The sequence below is a fragment of the Staphylococcus sp. GDY8P198P genome, assembly GCF_017891615.1.
Taxonomy (GTDB): Bacteria; Bacillota; Bacilli; order Staphylococcales; family Staphylococcaceae; genus Staphylococcus; species Staphylococcus cohnii.
On the sequence record NZ_JAESJQ010000007.1, the window covers coordinates 19,748 to 42,901 of the forward strand.

Below are 23,154 nucleotides of genomic sequence, written 5' to 3' on the forward strand. Positions count from 1 at the left end.
AAACTTAACCTTTTCATATTTACATATTTATAAGAAGCGTTTTAAAATACCTTTTCTTTTCATAATCATTAAAACGATGTAACTAATCATTGCACCAATCACACTTGATACAATAAAAGCTATCATTAAAGGCTTTACAGCAAAATTATTAAAGCCTAATAACCAAGCTAAAGGTATGCACATGATACTACCAATGATACCTGTACCTATAACTTCACCTACTGCTGCCATAAAAATATGTTTTCGATAATAGTAAAAACCACTTGCTAATAATACGCCAACCATACTTCCAGGAAATGCAAAGAAACTACCGGTGCCAAATAGCATTCTTAACAACGAAGATATAAACGCTTGTGCCAAACCAAACCAAGGTCCCACAAATACCGCGCATATAACATTGATTAAATGTTGAATAGGTGCCGCTTTAATAGGCCCTAAAGGTATAACAACAATGCTACTTAACACTACATTAATAGCAATCAATATCGCAGTTAGTGTTAATTTTCTTGTTTTCATATTGTTCATTTCCTTTCTACAAGTGGATTACGTATTAATCTTTATCTTGTTGAATTTCATTTAAACGGTTTGACATCGTACTGATCATCATTTGCAATAAGTCATTCGCTTCTGCTTGTGATTCTCTAAATTCTTCAACAATAGGTATAACATTGATATTTTGCTCAATATCTTGAATTTTATCTTCAGATTGACGTAATGCCTGATGTTTACCATAATTTTGTAAATTAACAGACTGTTTCTGTGTTTTTTTCAAGTCTTTCATGCGTGTCTCAATATTTTTATTATGATGAATTTGCTGTTCAATCGCTTGATATTCTTTGACAGTGTCTAATGATTGAATACGTTGGCTGAGTTTATCTGCTTCAGCTAATATTTCATCTTTTTCATACATTATTGTGTCACCACTGCTTTTTCACTAACTCCTAAAAATGTACCATTTAACGAAAATTGTTTTGCTTCATCAACTTTTACATCAACAATTTTTCCGATCATTTCTTTAGGCGCCTTAAAGTTAACAAGTTTATTTTTATTTGTATAACCCGCGAGTACAGTATCGTCTTTCTTACTAGCACCTTCACATAGAACTTGAACCGTTTGTCCTTCATATTGTGTCATAGCTTGTTCAGAATAATAAGCTACTTTTTTATTTAACTGTTGTAGTCTAGCCTTTTTTTCCTCTAAAGGTACGTTGTCTTTCATTTTAGCCGCTGGCGTGCCATCTCTTTGTGAATAGATATACGTATATGCATGTTCAAATGCTACTTCATCGTAAAGAGTTAATGTTTCTTCAAATTGTTCTGCTGTTTCGTTTGGATAACCAACAATAATATCTGTTGTTAAAGCAACGTCAGGTATTTTAGACTTAATACGATCTACTAAATCTAAATAACTTTCTCTTGTATATTTACGTCCCATAATTTTAAGTACAGCATTATTTCCTGATTGTACAGGCAAATGAACATGCGGCACTATGTTCCCACCGTTAGCAATCACTTCTATCATACGATCAGTAAAATCCCATGGGTGACTCGTAGTGAAACGTACTCTCGGAATATCTATTTTCGAAATATCTTCAAGTAAATCACCAAGTCCATATTCCAATCCATCAATATCTTTGCCATATGAATTAACGTTTTGACCTAATAATGTAACTTCTTGATATCCTTGACGTGCTAGATCTCTAACTTCATCAATAATATCTTGTGGCCTTCTACTCCGCTCTTTTCCTCGTGTAAATGGCACAATACAGTATGTACAGAATTTGTCACAACCATACATGATATTTACCCATGCTTTTATATTGCCTTTTCTGACCTTAGGTAAATTTTCAATTACATCGCCTTCTTTAGACCAAACTTCCACTACCATTGCTTTCGATAGATAAGCTTCTTCAAGTATTTCAGGCAGTCTGTGTATATTATGAGTACCGAAAATCATATCCACGTTTTGATATGATTTTAATATTTTATTGACGACTGATTCTTCTTGCGACATACAACCACAAACACCAATGACCGTTTCAGGTTTTTCTTTTTTTAAGTGTTTTAAATTGCCAATCTCACTAAACACTTTATTTTCTGCATTTTCACGAATTGCACAAGTATTAATTAATATAACATCCGCTTCATTTATCTCTTCCGTTGCTTGATAACCTAAAGCACTTAAAATACCTGCCATGACTTCTGTATCATGCGCATTCATTTGACAACCATATGTTTTTATTAAAAATGTCTTCCCTTTACCCATATCACGATATTTTTCATCAATTTGAAAATCGCGATTATAATGTATTTCTTCTTTACCACGTTTACGTGCTTCTTTTAAACTTGGTGGTTGGTATACATGCTCAAAATACTTACTATAATCTTTTGTCTTCTTATCGCGTTCGGCCAACACATCTATAGAAGTTTGCTTTCTTTGTTCTTCATTCACGCTAACAAAACCCTTTCTATATCATAAAAACTAAGAACAAACGCTTTAAAATAGATTCTATCTCGCTGTTTAACAATCGAGTCGTTCAAAGTTCTATAACTTTATCTATAATCATTATTTCATTATATTAAATTTAGCACTAAAGTGCAAAAGTCATATAAAATAATCAACTTTGATTTAAAAATTTATATAACAAAAACTCCTTTTACTTATATATATATTGGTCGATAACAGAAATATGTAGTTAAATCATCGTGAAAAATCGAATTATCTTTAAGTGTACCTCTTACTATTATAATATTTTCATATAAAACTATCCTTGGTTTTACCCACAAAAAATAAGGTACTTCCGTATTATTTAGTAAATTTAACTAAATTAACGATGTACCTTAAATAGTTAACAATTTAATTTTATCTTTATAACATCAATAGCCAATATCTAACTAACATGACAATCACTTAGATTTCATCGTATTTTCCAGTTAATGTTTCAATCGTGATACCTTCAGGAACATGATAAAATTTTACTTGACTGATGGTACTTGGTATTTCTAGTTCTACCATTCGCTCATTAAGCTTTTGAATCAATATTAAGCATTCATTCATTTCACCTTGCACAGTTGTTTCTAGTGGTCCAACGCGATATTCTAAACCAGAATCATCTATCACTTTAATTGCTTCATCTACGTAAGGTATAACGTCTTCACCATTAGTAGTTTTTGGAATAATTTGTACGCTCATTAAAGTATCATTCATACTTATTCAACCCCTTAAATTTTACTTATCTTCAGTTTACCAAAACATTAACCTAAGGTATAGAATTCTAAAGCTTTGTTTATCGATAGGTTTCATCTATAAGATCCATCATCATATTTTTAGCAATGTTCTTTCCATTCGCAGCAGCATCAATTAATTGACTAACAAAGTTATCTTTAACCACTCTAGCTACATACAACCTATTAATATTGGTTATTCCATAAAATGTCGATTAGATTTTTCCTTGTTTATCCAGGTGTAGCTCTATATTATTTAAAGAAATCGAATTCGGTGTCAAACATCATTTGTGTAAATGCACCTTCTATTTATATAACACTACTATCTTCAAATTCCATTCCTTTTATTTATACATATATTAAAGATTTTTAATATCTATAATAAATTTAAAATAATGTATAGAAATAGTTTATCATTTCCTATTTCTATACTATAAATTCATTTACTTGTTCTATTTTTATCTAAACTTGTTAATTTTTTTTGTTTCAATGTTGTTATCAATGTTGTTTCAGCATCTTCCATTATAGCTTTAATCGGGCAACCTTCATCGTGATTAAAGGAGTCTTCTAATAAACTTTGCTTCCCATCAATCGTAATTATGACATCATAAATAGATACTGAATCCCAACCATTTTTTAATTGATACCCACCTTTAGCACCACTACTAGCAGAAATGATATTGCTTTTTACTAAACGTGTCAGTACTTTTGATAAGTAAGTTGTAGAAACACTTAAAACTGATGCTAAATCTTGTACAGGAATCTTTTTTTGGTCCCCTTGGTTATTAATCATAAATAACAATGCGTGTAAAGCATAATCAGTCGCTTTTGAAAATTTCATAAATTCATCATCTTCCTATTATAGATATAATAAATCTATAATAACTTATTATGTTTTCCTTTTCAATATTATGCAATGTTTTTAGTCGCATTAATGATTGCTTGTGCAAAATCATACATAAACTGAGTCCAATTACTGCTGTTTTCTCTACTTTTTTTATTATAGCGTCCATTTTCAAACAATTTTTTTCTTATTCCTGAGGTTAATTCGAGTTGTACACCTTTTTCAGTTTTACAACAATTAATAATATTGTCATCATGTGCACCAGACATATGTGATGGCGCTTGTCTGACATCTATCCCTAGTTTTTCAAATTCTTCTGTCATTGCATCCATTAATTGCTCGTCTTTACCACCCATATAAATAATTTCATCTTCACCTTTACAACCATGTATAGCGATGGCATATGGATTATTAGCAATCATTTTCATTAATTTAGGTTCATCATAGTTTCTGGAGGTCACATGTAATTCTGCATTAGCTTTTGTTCTAATTGCTTTAAAAGTAAAGTAGTCAAAACCACCTTTCTCAGCTGTTAATTCCGCCAATTCGGTAGTAGCAGGTTCAATAGCTCCTCCATGAATTGCAGTTATTATAACATTGCTATTTCGCTCAATAGTATTAATGATCCAATCCGTATTTTCCTCTGTAAGATCCATTAATTCCGTCATAGACTTAAATCGATCAGACATATTCCACCTCCTATATAAATGTACTTTTTTATTTACCACACTTTAGCGTCCACTATCTTAAATCACTGTTAAGTTTTTGCTAGTTTATTAACAGAATTTTTACATTTGCTTCTGAGCAATTTGCAGTTAATTATTTATAGTATGTGATTGCCTTAATCATTGCTTCCGAAAATTCTTTTAAATAAGTTGACCAATTTGAACGATCTTCTCGATCTTTTAGATTAAATTTTTTATTAACAAAACATTGCTTCCTAAAGTTAACGGTCAATTCTAACTGTACTCCCATACCATTCTTGCCACAATTGACAAAGTTATCTTGTTGTTTACCAGAAATATGAGATGGTGCATCCTTTATAATGAATCCTGCTTCATTTAATACTTGTTTTATGCGCGTAATTAACGCTTCATCTCTACCACCGATATACACTTCATTTTTCTCACCCATACAACCATGAATAGAAATAACTTGGGCATGTTCGCTCACAATCTTTTTTAATTTGGGTTCATCAAAATGAGTTGATGTAACATGAAGTTCATTATTTTTATTTTTTCTTACACCTTTAAAACTATAAAAACTGAAATTTCCTATTTCACTTAAATATTGTGCAATTTCAGTTGTACCTCTTTCTATAGCCCCTCCATGGACAGCAGTAATAAGTACAGGTGAATCTCTTTCGCACGTTTGAATTTCCCAATCTTCACCTTCGTGTGTGTATGTTAGTAATTCCTTCATTGTCACAAAATGATCAACCATCTTTCTCTATGCCTCCACTTTTAATGTTTATATATAAAAATAGCTGATCCACAAATATAAAACAATGATTTTTCTATGAAAATCATCTTTTTGTGATCAGCTAGTTATTTTACGCTTTTGGTTACTATTTAAGTAGATAAACTACTATACAAATTGTTTTGTTAAGTCTTTGAATTGTTGTTCATCAAGGTGAATATCTTTTTTCGCTAGTGCTGTGCCTTCTATTTCTTCAATTTGGGATTCATAGGAAGGTGTTTCTGTGTCTTGATATACGATACCTTTAAGTAATGAATTATATTCTAAAACTTTTTGAGTCGCTTTTTGTTTATCGGTCGTATCAAAATCTTCAATTTCATCAATATTGGTAAGATTTTCTTTAAACCAATCATAAGTGTTTACTTTATTGTATGTCACACATGGAGAGAATACGTTAACGAATGAAAAACCATCATGATTAATTGCATCTTCCAACATTTTAGTTAATCCTTTGATATCACTAGAAAAACCTTGAGCAACAAATGTTGCACCTGAAGACAATGCAAGCTCTAATGGCGCAACATTTTTCTCAATATTGCCTTTAGGCGTAGATTTAGTCACAAAACCCTGTGCTGAAGATGGTGATGTTTGTCCTTTTGTTAAACCATAGATTTGGTTATCCATCACTATATATGTCATATTCATATTTCTACGTAGTGCATGAATCGTATGTCCCATACCAATCGCATAACCGTCACCATCACCACCGGAAGCAATAACTGTTAAGTCTTTATTAGCCATTTTCACGCCTTGTGCTAATGGTAATGAACGGCCGTGAATGCCATGAACACCATATGAATTAACGTAACCAGATAAGCGACCTGAGCACCCGATACCTGTTATAATTGCAACTTCTTCAGGTTCTAGTCCAACATTTGCAGCTGCTTTTTGAATCGCTGCTTGAACAGAAAAATCTCCACAACCAGGGCACCAATTGGGCTTCACATTATTTCTAAAATCTTTAAATGTTGCCACTTATACCAACTCCTTTAAATTTTTGGCAATTTCTAATCCTTTGGATTCTATTTCATTTGGTAAGAATGGCGTACCATCATATTTCGTTTGATTAATCAACTTATCTCCAACGTTCACATTCATTTTTAATATATTTGAAAGTTGACCTTGATAATTATGTTCAACAACTACAACTTTTGAAGCTTTATCAACCGCATCTTGTATCGTTTTGCTTGGGAATGGATGTAATTGTCGAATTTGTAAATGGTTAATCTTCAAACCTTGGTGCTCTAATCTTTCTTTACCTTCTTGAATCGCGCCTTTAGTAGAAATGAAACCTAAATAAAGTATATCTGCTGCTTCATGAAACGCATCATTTTCAACAGGATCATTAATCAATAGATGCTCTGTTTTTCGCATACGTTTATCCATTTGTTGTTGTCTGTTATCAGCTGCTTCACTTGTCTTACCTTCTTCATTATGTTCCACACCCGTAACATGATGTATGCCCCCTTTAACGCCAGGGATTGGTCTAGGAGAGACACCGCTTTCAGTCAACGCATAACGCTTGAAGTATGTTTTATCATCTTCATCTCTTTCTATATCTGATTGAATCGTTTCTCCACGATTTATTTCGATTTTATTATAATCTAATGATTCTACAGTTTGTTTACCTAATGACAATTGTAAATCACTTAAAATGATTACAGGGCATTGATACATTTCAGCAAGATTGAAAGCTTCTATTGTAAGATAAAATGCATCTTCAGCATCAGTAGGTGCTACTACTATTTTAGGTATATCACCATGAGTACCGTAAATCATTTGCATAAGGTCTGATTGTTCTTGCTTGGTAGGTAATCCAGTGGATGGACCTCCGCGTTGTGTATTAATAACAACAAATGGTGTTTCAGTCATACCAGATAGGCCAATGGCTTCCATCATGAGTGAAAGACCAGGTCCAGCGCTTGCTGTAAATGCGCGTACGCCAGCATAGTTGGAGCCAATTGCCATATTTGCTGCAGCGATTTCATCTTCAGTTTGTACAACAGTACCTCCAACTTTAGGTAAGTTTTCAATCATATATTCCATAATTTCAGATGCTGGTGTAATAGGATATGCTGCCATAAATCTTGAACCGGCTGACAGCGCACCTAAACCTATCGCATCATTGCCTATCATATATAGGTGTGGTGTGCCTTCTGTTGTTTCTAAAACAAAATCACCATCAACAGTACTTAATTGCTCGTTCATTAATCGATAACCTTCATTCAATGCTTCAATATTCATTTCTACAACTTTATCACCTTTTTTAGTAAACATATTGGTGATAAGTGTCTCGAAATCTGAGATATCTAAGTTCATTACGGCACATGTTGCACCAACAGCGACCATATTTTTCATTAAAGTCGTGCCTAATTCTTTCGCAGTAGCAGTAAAAGGAAGCGCAACCAATTGTGCTTCACAATGTTCGGGCTTTTCTGGTTTAACTTTACTATCAGCAATAATCACACTATCTTTACGCATTTCTTGGTGATTCAATTCGATTGTTTCTTGATCGAATGCGATTAATATATCTAAATCATCACTAATTGCATGCACTGGTGATGTTGATACTCTAATTTTGTTATTTGTATGACCGCCTTTGATTCTACTTGAAAAATGACGATATCCGTATAAATAGTATCCTTTACGGTTCATAGCAGTGGCAAAGATTTCACCTGTTGATTCAATACCTTCACCTTGTTGTCCGCCCACTTTCCATGATACTTGAGATTTCATATCATCTAGCCTCCTAGTGGTTATAATAATTCATATTTCATCATACCAAAACAAACCACGCTTTTACTATGAAAAGAGCGGTTTAATTAAAAATTCATACTAATGGACGATTATTTAAAAGGATGGTCATCATTAATAAGAATACGTTCTATACGTTTTGTTTTACCATCTTTATTTAAATCTATAATTACACCTGATAATACACTTCGACCTTCATCAGGAACGACATGTCTTTGTGGTAAGCTCGTGATAAAGCGAGTAATCACTTCTTCACGATTAATGCCAAGTATACCATCGTAGTAACCAGTCATCCCTACATCTGTAATATATCCAGTGCCTCCAGGTAATATTCTTTCATCTGAAGTTTGGATATGTGTGTGAGTACCAACAACAGCACTAACTCTATTATCTAAATACCATCCCATTGCATTTTTTTCTGAAGTAGTCTCAGCATGAAAGTCAACAAAGATATAATCTGTTTCTTTTTGTGCTTCAGCTATTAATGCATCTGCTTTTTTAAAAGGATCGTCAATGTCTTGCATAAATGCTCTTCCTTGTAAATTAATGATAGCCAATTTGATTTCATTAATTTGAATGAAGCGCATACCAACACCAGGCGCTTCATCTGGAAAATTGGCTGGACGAACCATCCGATTGGCATTCTCTATAAAATCATATATTTGACGTTGACCATATGTATGATTTCCCATTGTCATAAAATCAACGCCTTCTCTTAGTAAAGATTTATATATTTTTTCAGTCAAACCTTTACCATGAGCTGCATTTTCTGCGTTTACTATTGTAACGGTAGGTTTATAAGTTTGTTTCAACTTGGGTAAATAGTTTGAAATAGCTTCTCTACCTATTTTGCCAACAATATCCCCAATAAATAAAATTCTCATTTACGTGTCATCCTCTCTTACTGTTAGTTTAATTGAAATTATCTATGATGAAAAGGCTCTTTAATAAATATTCATAAACATTACTTTGTTTTAAATTTCAGATTGGTGGTAATATTTATATTATAGTTAAGTATCATTTCAAAAAATAGGAGTTGTATGTAAGAAATGTCAATTAATATTGATCCACAACATTTTGCTGACTTAGTTGTTTCTGCAAACCCTGCAAATAGTGACAATCCGGAAGATATTGCTAAAGATAGCTTAGAGTTATATATCAATGCTTATAGGCTTGCTGAAAGATATGCCAATATCTCCACTAGTTGTTATGACACTGCTGAAGTAATCAAAGAATTGCAGAAAGTAGACTTAGAGTTAAAATAACTAATCGTAACGCATAGGAATAACAAAGACTAAGATATAATGCTTAGTTTCAAAACAATGAGTCTGGGACATCAATGATGTTTCAGACTCATTTATATAGTCAAAAAATGACTTCCCAATCTCTTTTTTAATTTAAACATTTACAATTTTGATTGTGCTATACTTGCCTGACGATACGATTTACATAATCTGAGTTTGTAGCCTGTCACGCACATCATTTTTCATTTTTTTCAGCTATTACAAAATCATTACTAATAAGGTATGTTAATTCAAAAAAGAGCGATTTCCCATCATATATTGATACTTTCTCAATGTGTTAAAAATCACATTATTTTTCACAAACTAAAAATAACTGCCAACAAAGTTTTACTTCTCTGCTAGCAGTTATTTCATAAGTTAATTATGTTTTTATTTATTATTTTGCGTATTCAATTGCTCTAGTCTCACGAACAACTGTCACTTTTATATGACCAGGATATTGAAGTTCGTCTTCAATCTGGCTCTTAATATCTCTTGCTAAGCGATGTGACTTTAAGTCGTCGATAGTTTCTGGTGATACAATAACCCGAATTTCTCTACCAGCTTGGATTGCAAATGCTTTTTCAACACCATCATAGCTTTCTGAAAGTGTTTCTAGTCTTTCCAATCTTCTAATATAATTTTCTAACGTCTCTTTACGAGCACCTGGTCTAGCAGCTGATAGAGCATCTGCTGCTGCAACCAATATAGAAATAATAGAAGTTGGTTCTACATCACCGTGATGTGAGTGTATAGCATTTAATACTGTTTCACTTTCAGCGTATTTTTTAGCTAATTCCACACCAATTTCAACGTGACTTCCTTCAACTTCATGGTCAATAGCTTTACCAACATCATGAAGTAGTCCAGCACGTTTGGCTAATGTAACATCTTCTCCTAATTCAGCTGCTAACATGCCACTTAAGTGAGCAACCTCTATAGAATGTTTTAACACATTTTGACCATAGCTAGTACGATATTGTAAACGACCTAGAATTTTAACTAAATCTGGATGCATGTTATGCACATTAATTTCAAATGTTGCTTGTTCACCAGCATCCCTTATAATATCGTCCACTTCTTTTCGAGCTTTTTCAACCATATCTTCAATTCTTCCAGGATGGATGCGTCCATCTGAAACAAGATTTACTAATGCAGTTCTTGCAATTTCGCGTCTAATTGGGTCAAAACCTGATAGAATAACTGCTTCTGGTGTATCATCTATAATTAAATCAATACCAGTTAACGTTTCTAACGTTCTTATATTTCTACCTTCTCTACCAATAATTCGACCTTTCATTTCGTCATTTGGTAAATTAACAACTGATACTGTAGATTCTGAAGTATGCTCTGCAGCTAACCGTTGTACAGTAGTTGCTAATAGTTCTTTTGCATTTTTATCGACTGCTTCTTTTGCTTCTTTCTCTTTTTCCTTAACAAGTATTGCAATATCATGTGACAATTCTTCCTCGACTCTTTGAAGTTGTTCATTGGCAGCTTCTTCTTGAGTGAGACCAGAGATGCGTTCTAATTCTTGTTCATGCTTATTTATTAATGACTGAACACTACTCTCTTTTGCATCTACTTGTTGTTGTCGTTCTTCAAGTTTAGACTCTTTTTGCTCTAAAATCTCATCCTTTTTATCTAAAAGATCAGATTTTCGCTCTAAGTTTTCTTCTTTTTGAAGAAGTCGTGCTTCTTGCCTTTGAAGATCACCACGTCTTTCACGAAGTTCATTTTCACTTTGCTCTTTTAAGATTTGATTCTCTTCTTTAGCTTCAAGGAGCTTTTCCTTCTTGATATTCTCTGCTTCTTTATTACCATGTTCGATAATATCTTCAGCAGTCTGTCTTGCTTGTAATTGCTTTTGATGCAATATATTTCGGGCAATAATATACCCTACAACAACTCCGAGAATAATACCTAGCAAAATGAGTAGGAGGTTTAATAAATTCACACAAACACCCCCTTTTTCTAGGATTTTGCTCTGTATATCAAATTCAATATGATTATATGAAGTTATATAAGAATCATACAATGTAATTGTACGGTTTCAAACTAAGAAGTGTCAAGGTGTGCAACTACATTAATTCATTATTTGAATAGCTCATTTTACATTAAATTAGTTATAGTTACTGCTATTGTCTATTTCTTGTTGTATTTTCATCATAAAATATTCTTATTTAATAATTTTAAACCTGTATGTTATAACAAAAAAATAAGCCTATATTTTAAAATATAAGCTTATTTTATAAGGAAAAATTTTTATTTTACGTCAAAATATAATTTATTCATCTTTTTCATCAAAAAGTGTAGCTGTTGCTTCTTCTTCCTCTTTTTCATCTACGTCACCATCGAAAATACCAAGTTTTTCTCGCAATTTTTGGTCGATTTCTTGTTTAACTTTTGGATTTTCTTTTAAATATAGTTTAACGTTTTCTTTACCTTGACCCATACGTTCACCATTGTAAGAATACCAAGCACCCGATTTATTGACGATTTCATTTTCTACACCGAGATCAATGAGTTCGCCTTCTTTCGAGATACCTTTGCCGTACATCATATCAACTTCTGCCACTCTAAATGGAGGCGCTACTTTATTTTTTACCACTTTAATTTTTGTTCTGTTACCAACAATTTCTTGACCTTGTTTCAACTGTTCAGCACGACGAACTTCTAAACGCACTGAGCTATAGAATTTCAATGCACGTCCACCTGGTGTCGTTTCAGGATTACCAAACATAACGCCAACTTTTTCACGAATTTGATTTATAAATACAGCAGTTGTATTTGATTTAGAAATAGCGCCAGACAATTTACGTAGCGCTTGTGACATTAAACGCGCTTGTAAACCGACGTGTGTATCGCCCATTTCACCTTCAATTTCAGCTTTCGGCGTTAACGCAGCTACAGAGTCGATAACAACGATATCTACCGCACCACTTCTAACAAATGCTTCAGCAATTTCTAAGCCTTGTTCACCGTGATCTGGTTGAGACAAGTATAAATTTTGAATATCAACACCTAATGCTTCAGCATAAACTGGGTCTAAAGCATGTTCAGCATCAATAAATGCGGCAATGCCACCATTTTTTTGTACTTCAGCTATGGCATGTAATGCAACTGTTGTTTTACCGGAACTTTCTGGTCCGTATATTTCTATAATTCTACCTTTAGGGTAACCACCAACTCCTAATGCGTTATCTAGAGTTACTGAACCACTTGATACACTAGAAACTTTACGTGCTTCATTATCACCAAGTTTCATTACTGCACCTTTACCAAATGATTTTTCCATATTTTTAATTACTGTATCTAAAGCTTTTTGACGATCATTATCCAAAACGCTGGACCTCCTAAATGAGATTTATCTCTGAAAAATATCTTAACCATACTATACATTGATTTAAAGTATTCTGCAAGCATTTTGCGAATATTTGTTCGCTAATAACAGAACGATTTTTACAAAAAGGGAACGTACGTACTAATTATTACTTGTTTTGATTTAATCATTTATGCTTTAAAATAATTTAATAATCGGATCAATGTATAGTTTTGTGCTCTTTTTTTAATTAAATTTCTATTTTTCGTCATTTTAAATGATTTAATTGTTAGATATTCATTTTCTAAAATACCTAAGTATACTGTACCATTTTCATGTAATAATGAAATACCTATCTCCGCATTATATAAATCTTTAACGATACGACATGATATTGACAGTTGACGCTCAATACCCTCTTTTAGATTTATAAATTGTTGATGATGCGGTAACATACCCAAGAGTTTATTTGAATCATCATTATTTTTCATTCTCGAGTATAATTCACCATCTGTAACACCATCATAGATTGCAAATGATTGCTTCATATGTTTTAAAAACGCTGCTTCAATGGAAACGTCATCCGATCCATAATAATAATCACCAATACGTGATAGTATTTCTTTTTTTACTGGTGCTATTAATGCTTCACATTCTTGTTTTGAATCACCATTCGCCGTCAATCTTATATTCACTTCATGCGTACCTGCTAAAGGGGCAATTGTAGGGTTCGTTTGATTATCTATTAAGTCCATTAAAATAGTTTCAATTTTGGATTCACCTATACCTGCAAAACGCAATAATTCTGAAAAAATAATGCTTTCTCCATTTAAAAAATATGGTAATAAGCCATGTTTTGCCATCGGTTGCATTTCTTTAGGTGGACCAGGTAATAAAGCAATATGTTTATCGTTATGTTCAATCAACATGCCTGGTGCCATACCTACTTTATTATCTAAAACTATTGCACCTTCAATGACTAATGCTTGTTGTTTATTGTTCGGTGTCATCTCAACATTTTGATCTTTAAAATATTGCTCAATATACTTCAATGATTTTTCATCCGTCACCAAATTGCGATCTAATATCTGAGCTATCGTATGCTTCGTTAAATCATCTTTAGTAGGTCCTAGTCCACCAGTAAGAATAACAGCATCATACTGCTCTAATGATGAATGTATAGCTCGTTCAAGTCTTTTAGGATTATCTCCTACTACAATATGTTCTACAACACTGTGTCCTATATCATTAAATAATTTTGACAGATATTGACCATTGGTATTTGCAATTTGACCCAGTAATAATTCAGATCCAACCGCTATAATTGATATATTCACGCTTTTTCCTCCTCGTTCGCAAATAACCATTTCGCTATTTAACATGTTAAATTACTTATTTTTATTATAAATCTAACTCTATTTAAAAACTAAAATTTCGTTTGTAAATTGTTCTGTTTTGATGAATCAGCATTCTGTTACAAAACATACTATTTCAACAAAAAACTGGAAATGTGCTTTAAAAAACACTTTCCAGTTGAATTCATGATTGTCAGAATTAAACTCATATTATTTGGCTTTGAATACATCTCTACCCTTATAGAAATATTCAATACCAGAAAGAACAGTAAAGAATACCCCAATGTATAAAAGCACCTGACCTATTGGAAAACCAATCCACGTTGCTAATGGGTCACCAAGTAAAATCCATACTAGCGCTATCATCGTAACGGCCGTTTTAATTTTACCTAATTGCCCAGCCGCACTTACAAAACCTTGTTCGATTTGTAATAATCGCAACCCTGTGACCGCAAATTCACGTGCAATTATGATAATCGCTACCCAGGAGTTTGTTAATCCAATTTCAACTAATGCTATCAAAGCACTTGAAACAAGTAGTTTATCTGCTAATGGGTCTAAAAATTTCCCCATATTTGTAACGAGTTGCCATTTTCTTGCTAAATAACCATCTACAAAATCACTTAACGAGGCAATAATAAAGATAACACCACTAATCAATAATTCGATTCTTATTTCATATCCACCAATAAAAGTTACATTACCAAAACCAAAATCTACTAAAGCGAATAATAGAAATACTGGAATTAATATAACTCTAAAAACAGTTATCCAATTCGGAATATTCATTTCAAATCCTCATTTCTATATATATAACTTACTACAAATGCACGAAAATATTTTTATAAAAATAATACTGCTAATATCCACAGTATGGCAGTGATAATAATCACCAGACTTATTACTACTGCTAACTGCAAAGGTTCTTTGTTTTTACTGCGATAACTAGGTTGATGATCAGAAGAAAAAGCGTCAATTGTATCTTTCAAGTTATTATCATGATTAGGAATTTCATCTCTATGTGCATGAATAAGCTGTTCAGCATCAATATTTACAGCCTTTGCATATTTACGGATAAAACCTTCTACATAATCTGCATTTTTAAGTGACTCAAAATCATTTTTTTCAATGAGTGTCAAAGTTTGACGTTTAATTTCTGTTCGATTTTCTAATTCTGTTAATGTCATACCTAATCTTTCGCGACGTCCTTTTAAAGTTTGACCAACTAAACTCACGATGTTAGTCCTCCTCATCCATTATCTTTTGCTATTCAAAAAATCCAAAACCTCCACCGAAAACATCGTCACCGAAATCAAGATTATTTTTACTTTTTACAGTGTGTTTTTTCATTTCTTCATAATGGATTTCTTGATTTTTATTTTCTCTTAGTTCAATGATGTAATCAAAATCACTCATCTCATAATCACTGGTTTCCACAAATAAATCAGGATGCTCTACAACTTTAATTGCTGGTAAGCTCATAACCTCTTTTACTAATTCTTGATGTTTTTGGTTGGATTCTCTTGCCGTAACCGCACCATCAATAATATAGACGTGATCAGAATCATACTCACCTTTTATGAGTGAACTACGAACAGTTTGCTTAATTAAAGTAGAACTAATAAATAACCAACGTTTGTGTGCACAGACACTACCGGCTACAATTGATTCAGTTTTACCCACTCTTGGCATACCTCTAATACCGATTAATTTATGACCTTTTTCTTTAAATAATTCGGCCATAAAATCTACTAATAAACCCAAATCTTCTCTTTCAAAACGAAATGTTTTTTTATCAGCAGCATCTTGTTCTATGTATCTGCCATGTCGTACTGCCAATCGGTCTCGCAATTCTGGTTTACGCAATTTAGTAATAGAGATATCATCAATTTCACTAACGATATTTTCAAATCTACTAACTTTTTCAAGGTTATCAGATTTAATTAATAGACCTCTTCTACCTTCATCAATACCATTTATAGTAACAATACTTATACCCATCATACCTAACAAACTGGAAACATCACCTAGCAGTCCGGCTCTGTTCATTGTTATTTCATATTCTAAATACCATTCTTTTTTTGCAGCAACTGTCATGGCATATACACCCCTTAGTTTATAAATCACAGCAATTAGCTTTGACTAAAATCTATCACATTTCTAGTTATCTATTAAATGAAAAAAGCATAGTACAGCATAAATAATTTTAAAATGTAATGAATGAATGATATTGATATTATATCATTGAATGTTTCACAAGTGGTTTATTTTTTTAATTATATCAAAAATTATAAATACCAAGCGCCATTCACTTTTTGTATTGTACCAGTCACACTTTTAGCTAATGGATTGCAAAGGTAACTACAGGTATGTGCAACTTCTTCAGGCTCAATAAACCTTTGTTGTGGTAATTCTTGAGTCAAAGTTTCAAGCTCACTTTCTCCCCAAGCTTTTAACATATTACCGCTCACAAAACCGGGTGCGATGGCGTTCACAGTGACTGAAGTCATTGATAGTTCTTGGCTCAATGCTTTTACGAAACCAATTTGAGCTGATTTCATCGCCGAATAGATTGTTTCCATACTTGCACCTGTTTCTCCCCAAATTGATGAAATAACTACAATTCGACCATTATGACTTTGTCGTAACTGGTCTACAAAATATCTACATATTCTAATTAATTGGCGCACATGAATTTGATAATGCTCATCAATCATTGCATCTGTCATATCTTGCAACTGACCATACAACGCGGTTCCACTGGCATAAATAAGACAATCTAAATTTTTTATAAAATGAAAATATTGATTAAAATCATTTACATTGCGCAAATCGCATTGTATAAATTGTACTGAACTATGGTTGAACTGAACGTTTAGTTGATTGATATCAGCATTATTGTAATGGATGATGACTTCATATCCATCAGACAACAAACGATTAACGATTGCAGAACCTATAGATCCTGAACCACCTATAACCAAAGCTTTCATTGTTTATTTCATCTCCAAACGACTATCAACAATTTGGGATAAATTCAAACACGTTTGCGCCGTTTCATTTACGCTTTCTAACGTAATACTTTCTACAATATCTAATAAATCAAATAAACTTACACCTTCAAAATAAAGTTTTGTGTATTGGTTTGCTATATATTCAGGGGAATTCAAACCGGATATAAACTCTCCAATAAATTGTTTTTTCAATAAATTAAACGCTTCTACATCAGTTAAATTACCCTGTTTTGCTTCTAGTTCATCTAATAGTAATTTTTTTAACTTATCTGGATGTTGTGTTGCACTGGTAATCATGGAAAAGCTATATGTAGGTTCTAATACAAATTGATAACCAAATGTTTCATCTATCAACTCTTTATTAAGCAACATTTGATAAAAATCAGTTTCTTCACCAAATAATAATTCAAAAAACAAAGTCATTTCTAAATCTTTTTTTACTAATAATTTATCTGGCACATCAACTAATGGTGTATTTTTAAAGCCAAGCATAATTCTAGGTGATTGTAACTTCATCTTTTCAGTTACTATGTTTTCTCTTACGCTGTCTTGTTCTGTTAACGGATCTCTTACTATTTGAGATTGATTCGTTTTATCTCTTTGATTTTCATGGTCTGCAACAACATTGTAAATATGGTCTACATCTACATCTCCAACAACAAATAAAACCATGTTAGAAGGATGATAAAATGTTTCATAGCAAAGATATAAATCTTCTTTAGTTATTTCATAAATACTTTCTACACTACCAGCTATATCAACTCGAATTGGATGTGATTCATACATAGCTCTCAACGTATTAAACATCATTTTATAGCCAGGCTGTTCTTGATACATTTTAATTTCTTCAGCAATAATACCTTTTTCTTTATTTACAGATGCCTCAGTAAAGTACGGTGTTTCAACCATCGTTAACAAGCGTTTTATATTGCTTTCAACATTATCTGTTGCACTAAACAAATAACTTGTTCGGTCAAAACTAGTAAATGCATTTACTTGTGCATTATCTTCTGCAAATGCTGTGAATAAGTCTTCTTCTTCATTTTCAAATAGTTTATGTTCTAAAAAGTGTGCAACACCATCTGGTACAGTAACATAATCTTCACTACCATGTGGTTTGAATTTACGGTCTAAAGAACCAAATTGCGTTGTATATGTAACAAATGTTTTCTGGAAGCCTGTTTTAGGTATCACAAATAGTTTTAACCCATTATTCAACTCAGTTTCATAAACAGTTTCATCTATTTGCTCGTAATATGTGCTTTGCATTATTGTTGACCTCCTTTCGTTAGTATATAAATTGTATTGAGTTCTATGTTTTTCACTAATTCTATGATTTCAGATTTATTAACATCTTGAATATGTTTAATGTAATCATCCTCTGATATATCATGCTCTAATAAAATATTATTATTCAATATCTCTATGATACGTTTAGGACGATCGTACGACTCTTGACGTTGAGAAATAATAATTTTCTTAGCAAGTTCCAGTTTTTCTTCGCTAAATTGACCTTGCTGGAACTTTTCAAATTCCGCAATAATTGTATCTTTTGCTACGCTATATTTATCAGATGAAACACCGCTAAGCACAAACATAAAACCATTTTTTGCATCTATTTGCGAATGAATTGAATACGCTAAACTTTGTTTTTCTCGAACTTCGTTAAACAAAACGGAAGAGGGATCTCCGCCAAACATGGTATTAAAAACAACACTAGCAAAATATTGTTTATCTCCAAATTGTACTGGCAGTTTAAATCCAATATTTAATTTAGCTTGGTCCACTTCATCTGTCTCAACGATCTCTTGTGGAACTTTATCTGCTTGTGGTACTGGCGTCGCATGAGATTGTTTGAATTGGAATGGTTTTATATCAAAATAAGTTTTGATTTGAGATTTTACTTCTTGTTCATCTACATTACCTACGACATAAACAGCACAATAGTCGTTCTGTAGCATAGATTGATATGTATGATATAAAGTTTCGGGTGTTATATTTGCTATGTAATCTACTTGCCCTGATGCTAGGTGACGATACGGCTGTTCACCAAACATATACTTCAATAAATTTAAAAAAGATATTTGAGATTTATTATCAACCATTGCTTCTAATTTTTTAGTTAGTAAAGCTTTTTCTTGTGAAACAAAGTTTTCATCAAAACTATCATTAGAAACTAAAGGGTGCCAAATCATTTCTGTTAACAAATCTAAACCCTTTTCAAATAATGGTGTTTGATCAGTAAGATAGCGTTCGTTGACTAACTCCAATGATATCGTTATGACATGCTTGTCTTTAAATTTTGAGACAAAACTATTAACATACGCGCCATACAATTCTGAAAGATGACGGTTAAACGCCTTGTCTGTCGGCCATTTTTTAGTGGCACGCACGAGTAATTTACTGAGTATTGATCGCGCTGTCATGGTTTCACTATCTAACGGGGCCATAAATTTTAAAGTAATTGTGGTTGTTTTGAACTTTGTTGTTGGTAACACATTAATATGCAAATCATTTTGCTGTTCATTTATTTTCAAATTGTCAAACCTCACTTTCATAATTTTGTTATTATATACTATTTCTAACCGTTTTAAATTTTACTAAACTACTTTTGAAATAATTAAAAGAATAAAGTATTGGTTGATCATTTTTATCATAATGAATTAATTTCAACAACATAAGCCCTTCATGTGGTGAGGCATCCAATATGTCTGATATATGTGGTTCATAACCAATAGCCTCTATCCCAGTTTCTGCATATGCAACTTTTTTCGAAGCATAATATTCAATTGCGTTTAACAACGATTCATCACTATTTTGATACTGCGCACATGTTAAATCTTCTGCTGGTAGCTTATCTAAGCAATAAACAACTGGCATACGGTCAGCCATTCTCACGCGTTCAATAATTGTTACTAACGCTTTTTCAGGAAGATTTAATCTCTGGGCATCTAAAGATGTCGCAGGTTTTTCGTCTAAGCTTATATACTCCGTACTCGCATGATAACCTTGATTTTCAATCATTTTACTGATACTAACCAATTCATCTAATGGATAGAAGAACGGGTGCAGCGTTTTAACACTTGCACCTTCTTCTAAATTATTAGATAACACTTGTTCAGTAATTAGTTCATCAACTGCATCGTATACGTCATCTGTTTTAACATTTAATTTTCTAGCAACTGCAAGGTTACTAGGTAAAGCATCTCCTGGTTTCAATGCTCTCGTATTTATCTCTTGTAACAGCCATTCTTTTACTTTATAAACAGAAGTCAATTCCATATTTACACCTCATCACTATCTAAATCCACAAGTATTTGTCTAGGTTTACTGCCTTTTTGTGGTCCAATCACTTGATTACGTTCTAAATCATCCATCAATCTAGAAGCACGGTTGTAACCAATTCTAAATTGTCTTTGTAATAACGATGTACTTGCTTTTTGTTGTTCAATTACAAATAAATACGCTTCATCATACAAGGCATCTTCACTCTTCATTTCTGATTTTTCAACAGGCGCATCTGGTTCCATTTCTTTTACATAATTCGCTTTTTGTTGCTCTACGACATAATTTACAATGTCTTGAACCTCTTGGTCACTTAAAAACGCACCTTGAACTCTAGTTCTAGTAGATCCACCATTAGCAACATAAAGCATGTCACCTTTACCAAGTAATTTATCTGCACCACCGCTATCAATAATCGTTCTAGAATCTGTTTGTGAACTCACAGCAAAAGCAATTCTAGAAGGTATATTATTTTTTATTAAACCAGTAATTACATCTACGGAAGGACGTTGTGTTGCGATTATTAGGTGAATACCTGCTGCACGTGCCATTTGTGTGATTCTTTGTATTGCGTTTTCTACTTCTTTACCAGCAACCATCATTAAATCTGCTAACTCATCTACTATAACAACAATATATGGTAACTCAGATTGTTTCTCATCTAACTCTTCATTTTGTTTTCTAATTGCTTCATTATATCCCTCAATATTTCTAGTAGAAGAATGTTGAAACAAGTCATACCGTCTTTCCATTTCTGCTACTACTTTTTCTAAAGCTTGTGATGCCTTATGCGGATTGGTTACAACAGGTATGAGTAAATGAGGGATACCATTGTATATATTTAATTCTACCATTTTCGGATCAATTAACATAAGTTTAACTTCGTGTGGCTTTGCATTTAATAGGATACTTGTAATAATACCATTGATACAAACAGATTTCCCGCTTCCTGTAGAACCTGCTACAAGTAAATGAGGCATTTTGTTAAGTTCTACTGTAATAGGGTCACCTGAAATATCCCTACCTAGTCCTACTTCTAACTTATTAGAAGCAGGAAATTTTTCATCTAATACTTCTTTTAAAGAAACAAGCGAAATTTTATCATTCGGTACTTCTATACCTACAGCAGATCGTCCAGGTATTGGTGCTTCGATACGTATGTCCTTAGCTGCTAAGGCTAAGGCAATATCGTTATGCAGATTAACAATCTTACTCACTTTAACCCCTTGAGCGGGTTGTATTTCATATTGTGTCACTGCTGGGCCTATTTTAATCTGAGTCACTTTAGCATCTACACCAAAGTTTTTCAATGTGTTTTCTAACAACTGCCCCTTTTTCTGCACCTCTGCTTTAGAAGTCGATTTCTGTTTAGTTGGTTGTTTCAATAATGTTAATGGTGGTATTTTATATGCTTCATTTTCTACTTCTCCAGCTTCAGATATGGAATTTGAAGCCGCATCTTCATCTTGTGCTTCACTTTCTTCTAATTCATTAACTGGTTGATCAATGATTACGTTATCTTCTGGATTTGATTTTTGGATTGTACTTTGATTATTTTGATCAAATACGCGTTTCGCTCTCTTGTTTTGAGTTTGTGTTTGTTTATTATCTTCATCTTTATAATCGTTATGTCCATAAATTGGAATTGATTGTTGTTCAGGAGTGTTGTTACTTATCTCTGGTAGATCAGTTACATCCTTAACATTATTTTGAGTTTGTGCTTGTTCAGTTGCTTTTTCGGCTTTTTTTTCGGCTTTTATACGTGCTTTAGCATCTTTATTAATTTTATTTTCTTTACGGCGTTCTTTAAGATTTGCAGAAGCATCTTGACTTTTTACTTTCATCTTTTCAAAAGCAACTTTAGACACATCTCTATGTCTTTGTTTTGTCAATAAGATAAAACTAGAAGCTATTAATAATAGCGTTACAATAATTACACCGACAATTGAAATGAGTGGTATAAATAATGCCAATAAGTAATGTCCAAATAATCCTCCACCAAAATTTGGAAATGTATTATGTTCATAAGATTTATAAACATATGATAACACGGGTTCTCTTAATGATTGAGCTCTATGCATAAAATAGTACACTGTTTGAGTCACAAGTAATAATGCAATTTGTAAAACAAATGCACCTGTTGTACGTCTCGTCTTCGGCAATGCCTTATAGTAAGTAATAAATACAGTACTTATCAAAATTAAGATATAAGTTAAATACCTACTTGTGCCAAATAAGTAATTAAAAAAACTATCTATCATTGTGCCTATAATGCCCAATTGAAAAACACCAAGAATGATAGCAATAAAAATTACTATCGCAATAATATATCTTAATGGACTATCACTTTTCCTTTTTTTATTATTTGCAGTTTTCTTTCTTGTATTCGATGTTTTTTTCTTTGTTGTTGAGCTCTTTCTCGTTTGTGCCAACATTCACACCTTCTTTTCAACTCTGTTTTTTCGATATGTATATGAATCATATTTGTGTATTTTAATATCAAGTGATAATACAAATTATAAATATGATTTTAAATTCTATAAAAATCATTTTATTATATACTTATAATAACATAAAAGAGGTAAGACATTATT

At 32.5% G+C, this 23,154-nt stretch carries 21 protein-coding genes and 2 pseudogenes; 1 reads left to right on the forward strand and 22 read right to left on the reverse strand.

From position 1 onward, the window contains the following. Nucleotides 1-27 precede the first annotated feature (27 nt). The 10 genes from thiW to KA824_RS07345 form a co-directional block, all read right to left on the reverse strand. Complete coding sequence (gene thiW / locus KA824_RS07300; RefSeq protein ID WP_107386229.1) at nucleotides 28-516, reverse strand: energy coupling factor transporter S component ThiW; 489 nt, start codon at nucleotides 514-516, stop codon at nucleotides 28-30. Between the two features lie 34 nt (nucleotides 517-550). Beyond that, nucleotides 551-910 (reverse strand): YlbF/YmcA family competence regulator, encoded by a 360-nt coding sequence (locus KA824_RS07305; protein WP_107383971.1) that lies wholly within the window; start codon nucleotides 908-910, stop codon nucleotides 551-553. Next, nucleotides 910-2,451: a tRNA (N6-isopentenyl adenosine(37)-C2)-methylthiotransferase MiaB gene (miaB, locus tag KA824_RS07310; RefSeq protein ID WP_107383972.1), complete on the reverse strand. Its 1,542-nt coding sequence runs from the start codon at nucleotides 2,449-2,451 to the stop codon at nucleotides 910-912. The genes KA824_RS07305 and miaB overlap by 1 nt, the downstream gene beginning before the upstream one ends. 459 nt (nucleotides 2,452-2,910) lie before the next feature. Beyond that, nucleotides 2,911-3,207, reverse strand: a complete 297-nt coding sequence (locus tag KA824_RS07315) for a thiamine-binding protein (protein ID WP_019468719.1) — start codon at nucleotides 3,205-3,207, stop codon at nucleotides 2,911-2,913. 456 nt (nucleotides 3,208-3,663) lie between these two features. Beyond that, nucleotides 3,664-4,065 carry an RrF2 family transcriptional regulator gene (locus KA824_RS07320; protein ID WP_107383973.1) on the reverse strand — a complete coding sequence of 134 codons (402 nt, stop codon included), beginning with the start codon at nucleotides 4,063-4,065 and terminating at the stop codon, nucleotides 3,664-3,666. A gap of 68 nt (nucleotides 4,066-4,133) precedes the next feature. Continuing rightward, nucleotides 4,134-4,757 (reverse strand): poly-gamma-glutamate hydrolase family protein, encoded by a 624-nt coding sequence (locus KA824_RS07325; protein WP_107383974.1) that lies wholly within the window; start codon nucleotides 4,755-4,757, stop codon nucleotides 4,134-4,136. Nucleotides 4,758-4,887: 130 nt separating this feature from the next. After that, on the reverse strand, nucleotides 4,888-5,511 hold the full coding sequence (locus tag KA824_RS07330) for a poly-gamma-glutamate hydrolase family protein (RefSeq protein ID WP_107383975.1): 624 nt from the start codon (nucleotides 5,509-5,511) through the stop codon (nucleotides 4,888-4,890). 144 nt (nucleotides 5,512-5,655) lie between these two features. Continuing rightward, nucleotides 5,656-6,522: a 2-oxoacid:ferredoxin oxidoreductase subunit beta gene (locus tag KA824_RS07335; protein ID WP_019468715.1), complete on the reverse strand. Its 867-nt coding sequence runs from the start codon at nucleotides 6,520-6,522 to the stop codon at nucleotides 5,656-5,658. Then, entirely contained in the window at nucleotides 6,523-8,283 is a 1,761-nt protein-coding gene (locus tag KA824_RS07340) for a 2-oxoacid:acceptor oxidoreductase subunit alpha (protein WP_107383976.1), read from the reverse strand. A gap of 110 nt (nucleotides 8,284-8,393) precedes the next feature. Then, nucleotides 8,394-9,185 (reverse strand): TIGR00282 family metallophosphoesterase, encoded by a 792-nt coding sequence (locus KA824_RS07345; RefSeq protein WP_107505257.1) that lies wholly within the window; start codon nucleotides 9,183-9,185, stop codon nucleotides 8,394-8,396. A gap of 165 nt (nucleotides 9,186-9,350) precedes the next feature. Between KA824_RS07345 and KA824_RS07350 the strand changes: the two genes are divergently transcribed. After that, on the forward strand, nucleotides 9,351-9,566 hold the full coding sequence (locus KA824_RS07350; protein ID WP_019468712.1) for a hypothetical protein: 216 nt from the start codon (nucleotides 9,351-9,353) through the stop codon (nucleotides 9,564-9,566). A gap of 415 nt (nucleotides 9,567-9,981) precedes the next feature. Here KA824_RS07350 and rny read toward each other — a convergent pair whose 3' ends face one another. The 12 genes and pseudogenes from rny to KA824_RS13010 form a co-directional block, all read right to left on the reverse strand. Next, the gene (gene rny, locus KA824_RS07355) at nucleotides 9,982-11,541 is read right to left on the reverse strand and encodes a ribonuclease Y (RefSeq protein ID WP_019468711.1); all 1,560 of its coding nucleotides are present in this window, start codon (nucleotides 11,539-11,541) and stop codon (nucleotides 9,982-9,984) included. A 330-nt stretch (nucleotides 11,542-11,871) separates the two neighbouring features. Beyond that, nucleotides 11,872-12,927, reverse strand: a complete 1,056-nt coding sequence (recA, locus tag KA824_RS07360; protein WP_107383979.1) for a recombinase RecA — start codon at nucleotides 12,925-12,927, stop codon at nucleotides 11,872-11,874. A gap of 170 nt (nucleotides 12,928-13,097) precedes the next feature. Further along, on the reverse strand, nucleotides 13,098-14,243 hold the full coding sequence (locus KA824_RS07365) for a CinA family nicotinamide mononucleotide deamidase-related protein (protein WP_107386238.1): 1,146 nt from the start codon (nucleotides 14,241-14,243) through the stop codon (nucleotides 13,098-13,100). 228 nt (nucleotides 14,244-14,471) lie between these two features. Continuing rightward, nucleotides 14,472-15,050: a CDP-diacylglycerol--glycerol-3-phosphate 3-phosphatidyltransferase gene (gene pgsA / locus KA824_RS07370; RefSeq protein WP_107384813.1), complete on the reverse strand. Its 579-nt coding sequence runs from the start codon at nucleotides 15,048-15,050 to the stop codon at nucleotides 14,472-14,474. Nucleotides 15,051-15,103: 53 nt separating this feature from the next. After that, nucleotides 15,104-15,496 carry a helix-turn-helix domain-containing protein gene (locus tag KA824_RS07375; protein WP_107384814.1) on the reverse strand — a complete coding sequence of 131 codons (393 nt, stop codon included), beginning with the start codon at nucleotides 15,494-15,496 and terminating at the stop codon, nucleotides 15,104-15,106. A 31-nt stretch (nucleotides 15,497-15,527) separates the two neighbouring features. Then, a complete protein-coding gene (locus tag KA824_RS07380) occupies nucleotides 15,528-16,358 on the reverse strand; it encodes a DUF3388 domain-containing protein (protein ID WP_019468706.1) in 831 nt (276 codons plus the stop codon). 191 nt (nucleotides 16,359-16,549) lie between these two features. After that, the gene (gene ymfI / locus KA824_RS07385; protein ID WP_107384815.1) at nucleotides 16,550-17,254 is read right to left on the reverse strand and encodes an elongation factor P 5-aminopentanone reductase; all 705 of its coding nucleotides are present in this window, start codon (nucleotides 17,252-17,254) and stop codon (nucleotides 16,550-16,552) included. Nucleotides 17,255-17,257: 3 nt separating this feature from the next. Beyond that, complete coding sequence (gene yfmH / locus KA824_RS07390) at nucleotides 17,258-18,544, reverse strand: EF-P 5-aminopentanol modification-associated protein YfmH (protein ID WP_107386239.1); 1,287 nt, start codon at nucleotides 18,542-18,544, stop codon at nucleotides 17,258-17,260. Beyond that, a complete protein-coding gene (gene yfmF / locus KA824_RS07395; RefSeq protein ID WP_107386240.1) occupies nucleotides 18,544-19,833 on the reverse strand; it encodes an EF-P 5-aminopentanol modification-associated protein YfmF in 1,290 nt (429 codons plus the stop codon). Before yfmF ends, yfmH begins: the two co-directional genes overlap by 1 nt. Before the next feature lie 10 nt (nucleotides 19,834-19,843). Then, the gene (locus tag KA824_RS07400) at nucleotides 19,844-20,557 is read right to left on the reverse strand and encodes a GntR family transcriptional regulator (RefSeq protein ID WP_181187464.1); all 714 of its coding nucleotides are present in this window, start codon (nucleotides 20,555-20,557) and stop codon (nucleotides 19,844-19,846) included. 2 nt (nucleotides 20,558-20,559) lie between these two features. Further along, nucleotides 20,560-22,014 (reverse strand): annotated as a pseudogene (locus KA824_RS13005) (DNA translocase FtsK); the annotation flags it as partial. Nucleotides 22,015-22,118: 104 nt separating this feature from the next. After that, nucleotides 22,119-22,995: pseudogene (locus tag KA824_RS13010) on the reverse strand (cell division protein FtsK); the annotation flags it as partial. Nucleotides 22,996-23,154 lie beyond the last annotated feature (159 nt).

What these genes read in the sequence shown, in the direction of transcription:
- thiW (WP_107386229.1), bottom strand. Translation starts at nt 516, where the DNA reads ATGAAAACAAGAAAATTAACACTAACTGCGATATTGATTGCTATTAAT.
- KA824_RS07305 (WP_107383971.1), bottom strand. Translation starts at nt 910, where the DNA reads ATGTATGAAAAAGATGAAATATTAGCTGAAGCAGATAAACTCAGCCAA.
- KA824_RS07315 (WP_019468719.1), bottom strand. Translation starts at nt 3,207, where the DNA reads ATGAATGATACTTTAATGAGCGTACAAATTATTCCAAAAACTACTAAT.
- KA824_RS07320 (WP_107383973.1), bottom strand. Translation starts at nt 4,065, where the DNA reads ATGAAATTTTCAAAAGCGACTGATTATGCTTTACACGCATTGTTATTT.
- KA824_RS07325 (WP_107383974.1), bottom strand. Translation starts at nt 4,757, where the DNA reads ATGTCTGATCGATTTAAGTCTATGACGGAATTAATGGATCTTACAGAG.
- KA824_RS07330 (WP_107383975.1), bottom strand. Translation starts at nt 5,511, where the DNA reads ATGGTTGATCATTTTGTGACAATGAAGGAATTACTAACATACACACAC.
- KA824_RS07340 (WP_107383976.1), bottom strand. Translation starts at nt 8,283, where the DNA reads ATGAAATCTCAAGTATCATGGAAAGTGGGCGGACAACAAGGTGAAGGT.
- KA824_RS07345 (WP_107505257.1), bottom strand. Translation starts at nt 9,185, where the DNA reads ATGAGAATTTTATTTATTGGGGATATTGTTGGCAAAATAGGTAGAGAA.
- KA824_RS07350 (WP_019468712.1), top strand. Translation starts at nt 9,351, where the DNA reads ATGTCAATTAATATTGATCCACAACATTTTGCTGACTTAGTTGTTTCT.
- pgsA (WP_107384813.1), bottom strand. Translation starts at nt 15,050, where the DNA reads ATGAATATTCCGAATTGGATAACTGTTTTTAGAGTTATATTAATTCCA.
- KA824_RS07380 (WP_019468706.1), bottom strand. Translation starts at nt 16,358, where the DNA reads ATGACAGTTGCTGCAAAAAAAGAATGGTATTTAGAATATGAAATAACA.
- ymfI (WP_107384815.1), bottom strand. Translation starts at nt 17,254, where the DNA reads ATGAAAGCTTTGGTTATAGGTGGTTCAGGATCTATAGGTTCTGCAATC.
- yfmH (WP_107386239.1), bottom strand. Translation starts at nt 18,544, where the DNA reads ATGCAAAGCACATATTACGAGCAAATAGATGAAACTGTTTATGAAACT.
- yfmF (WP_107386240.1), bottom strand. Translation starts at nt 19,833, where the DNA reads ATGAAAGTGAGGTTTGACAATTTGAAAATAAATGAACAGCAAAATGAT.
- KA824_RS07400 (WP_181187464.1), bottom strand. Translation starts at nt 20,557, where the DNA reads ATGGAATTGACTTCTGTTTATAAAGTAAAAGAATGGCTGTTACAAGAG.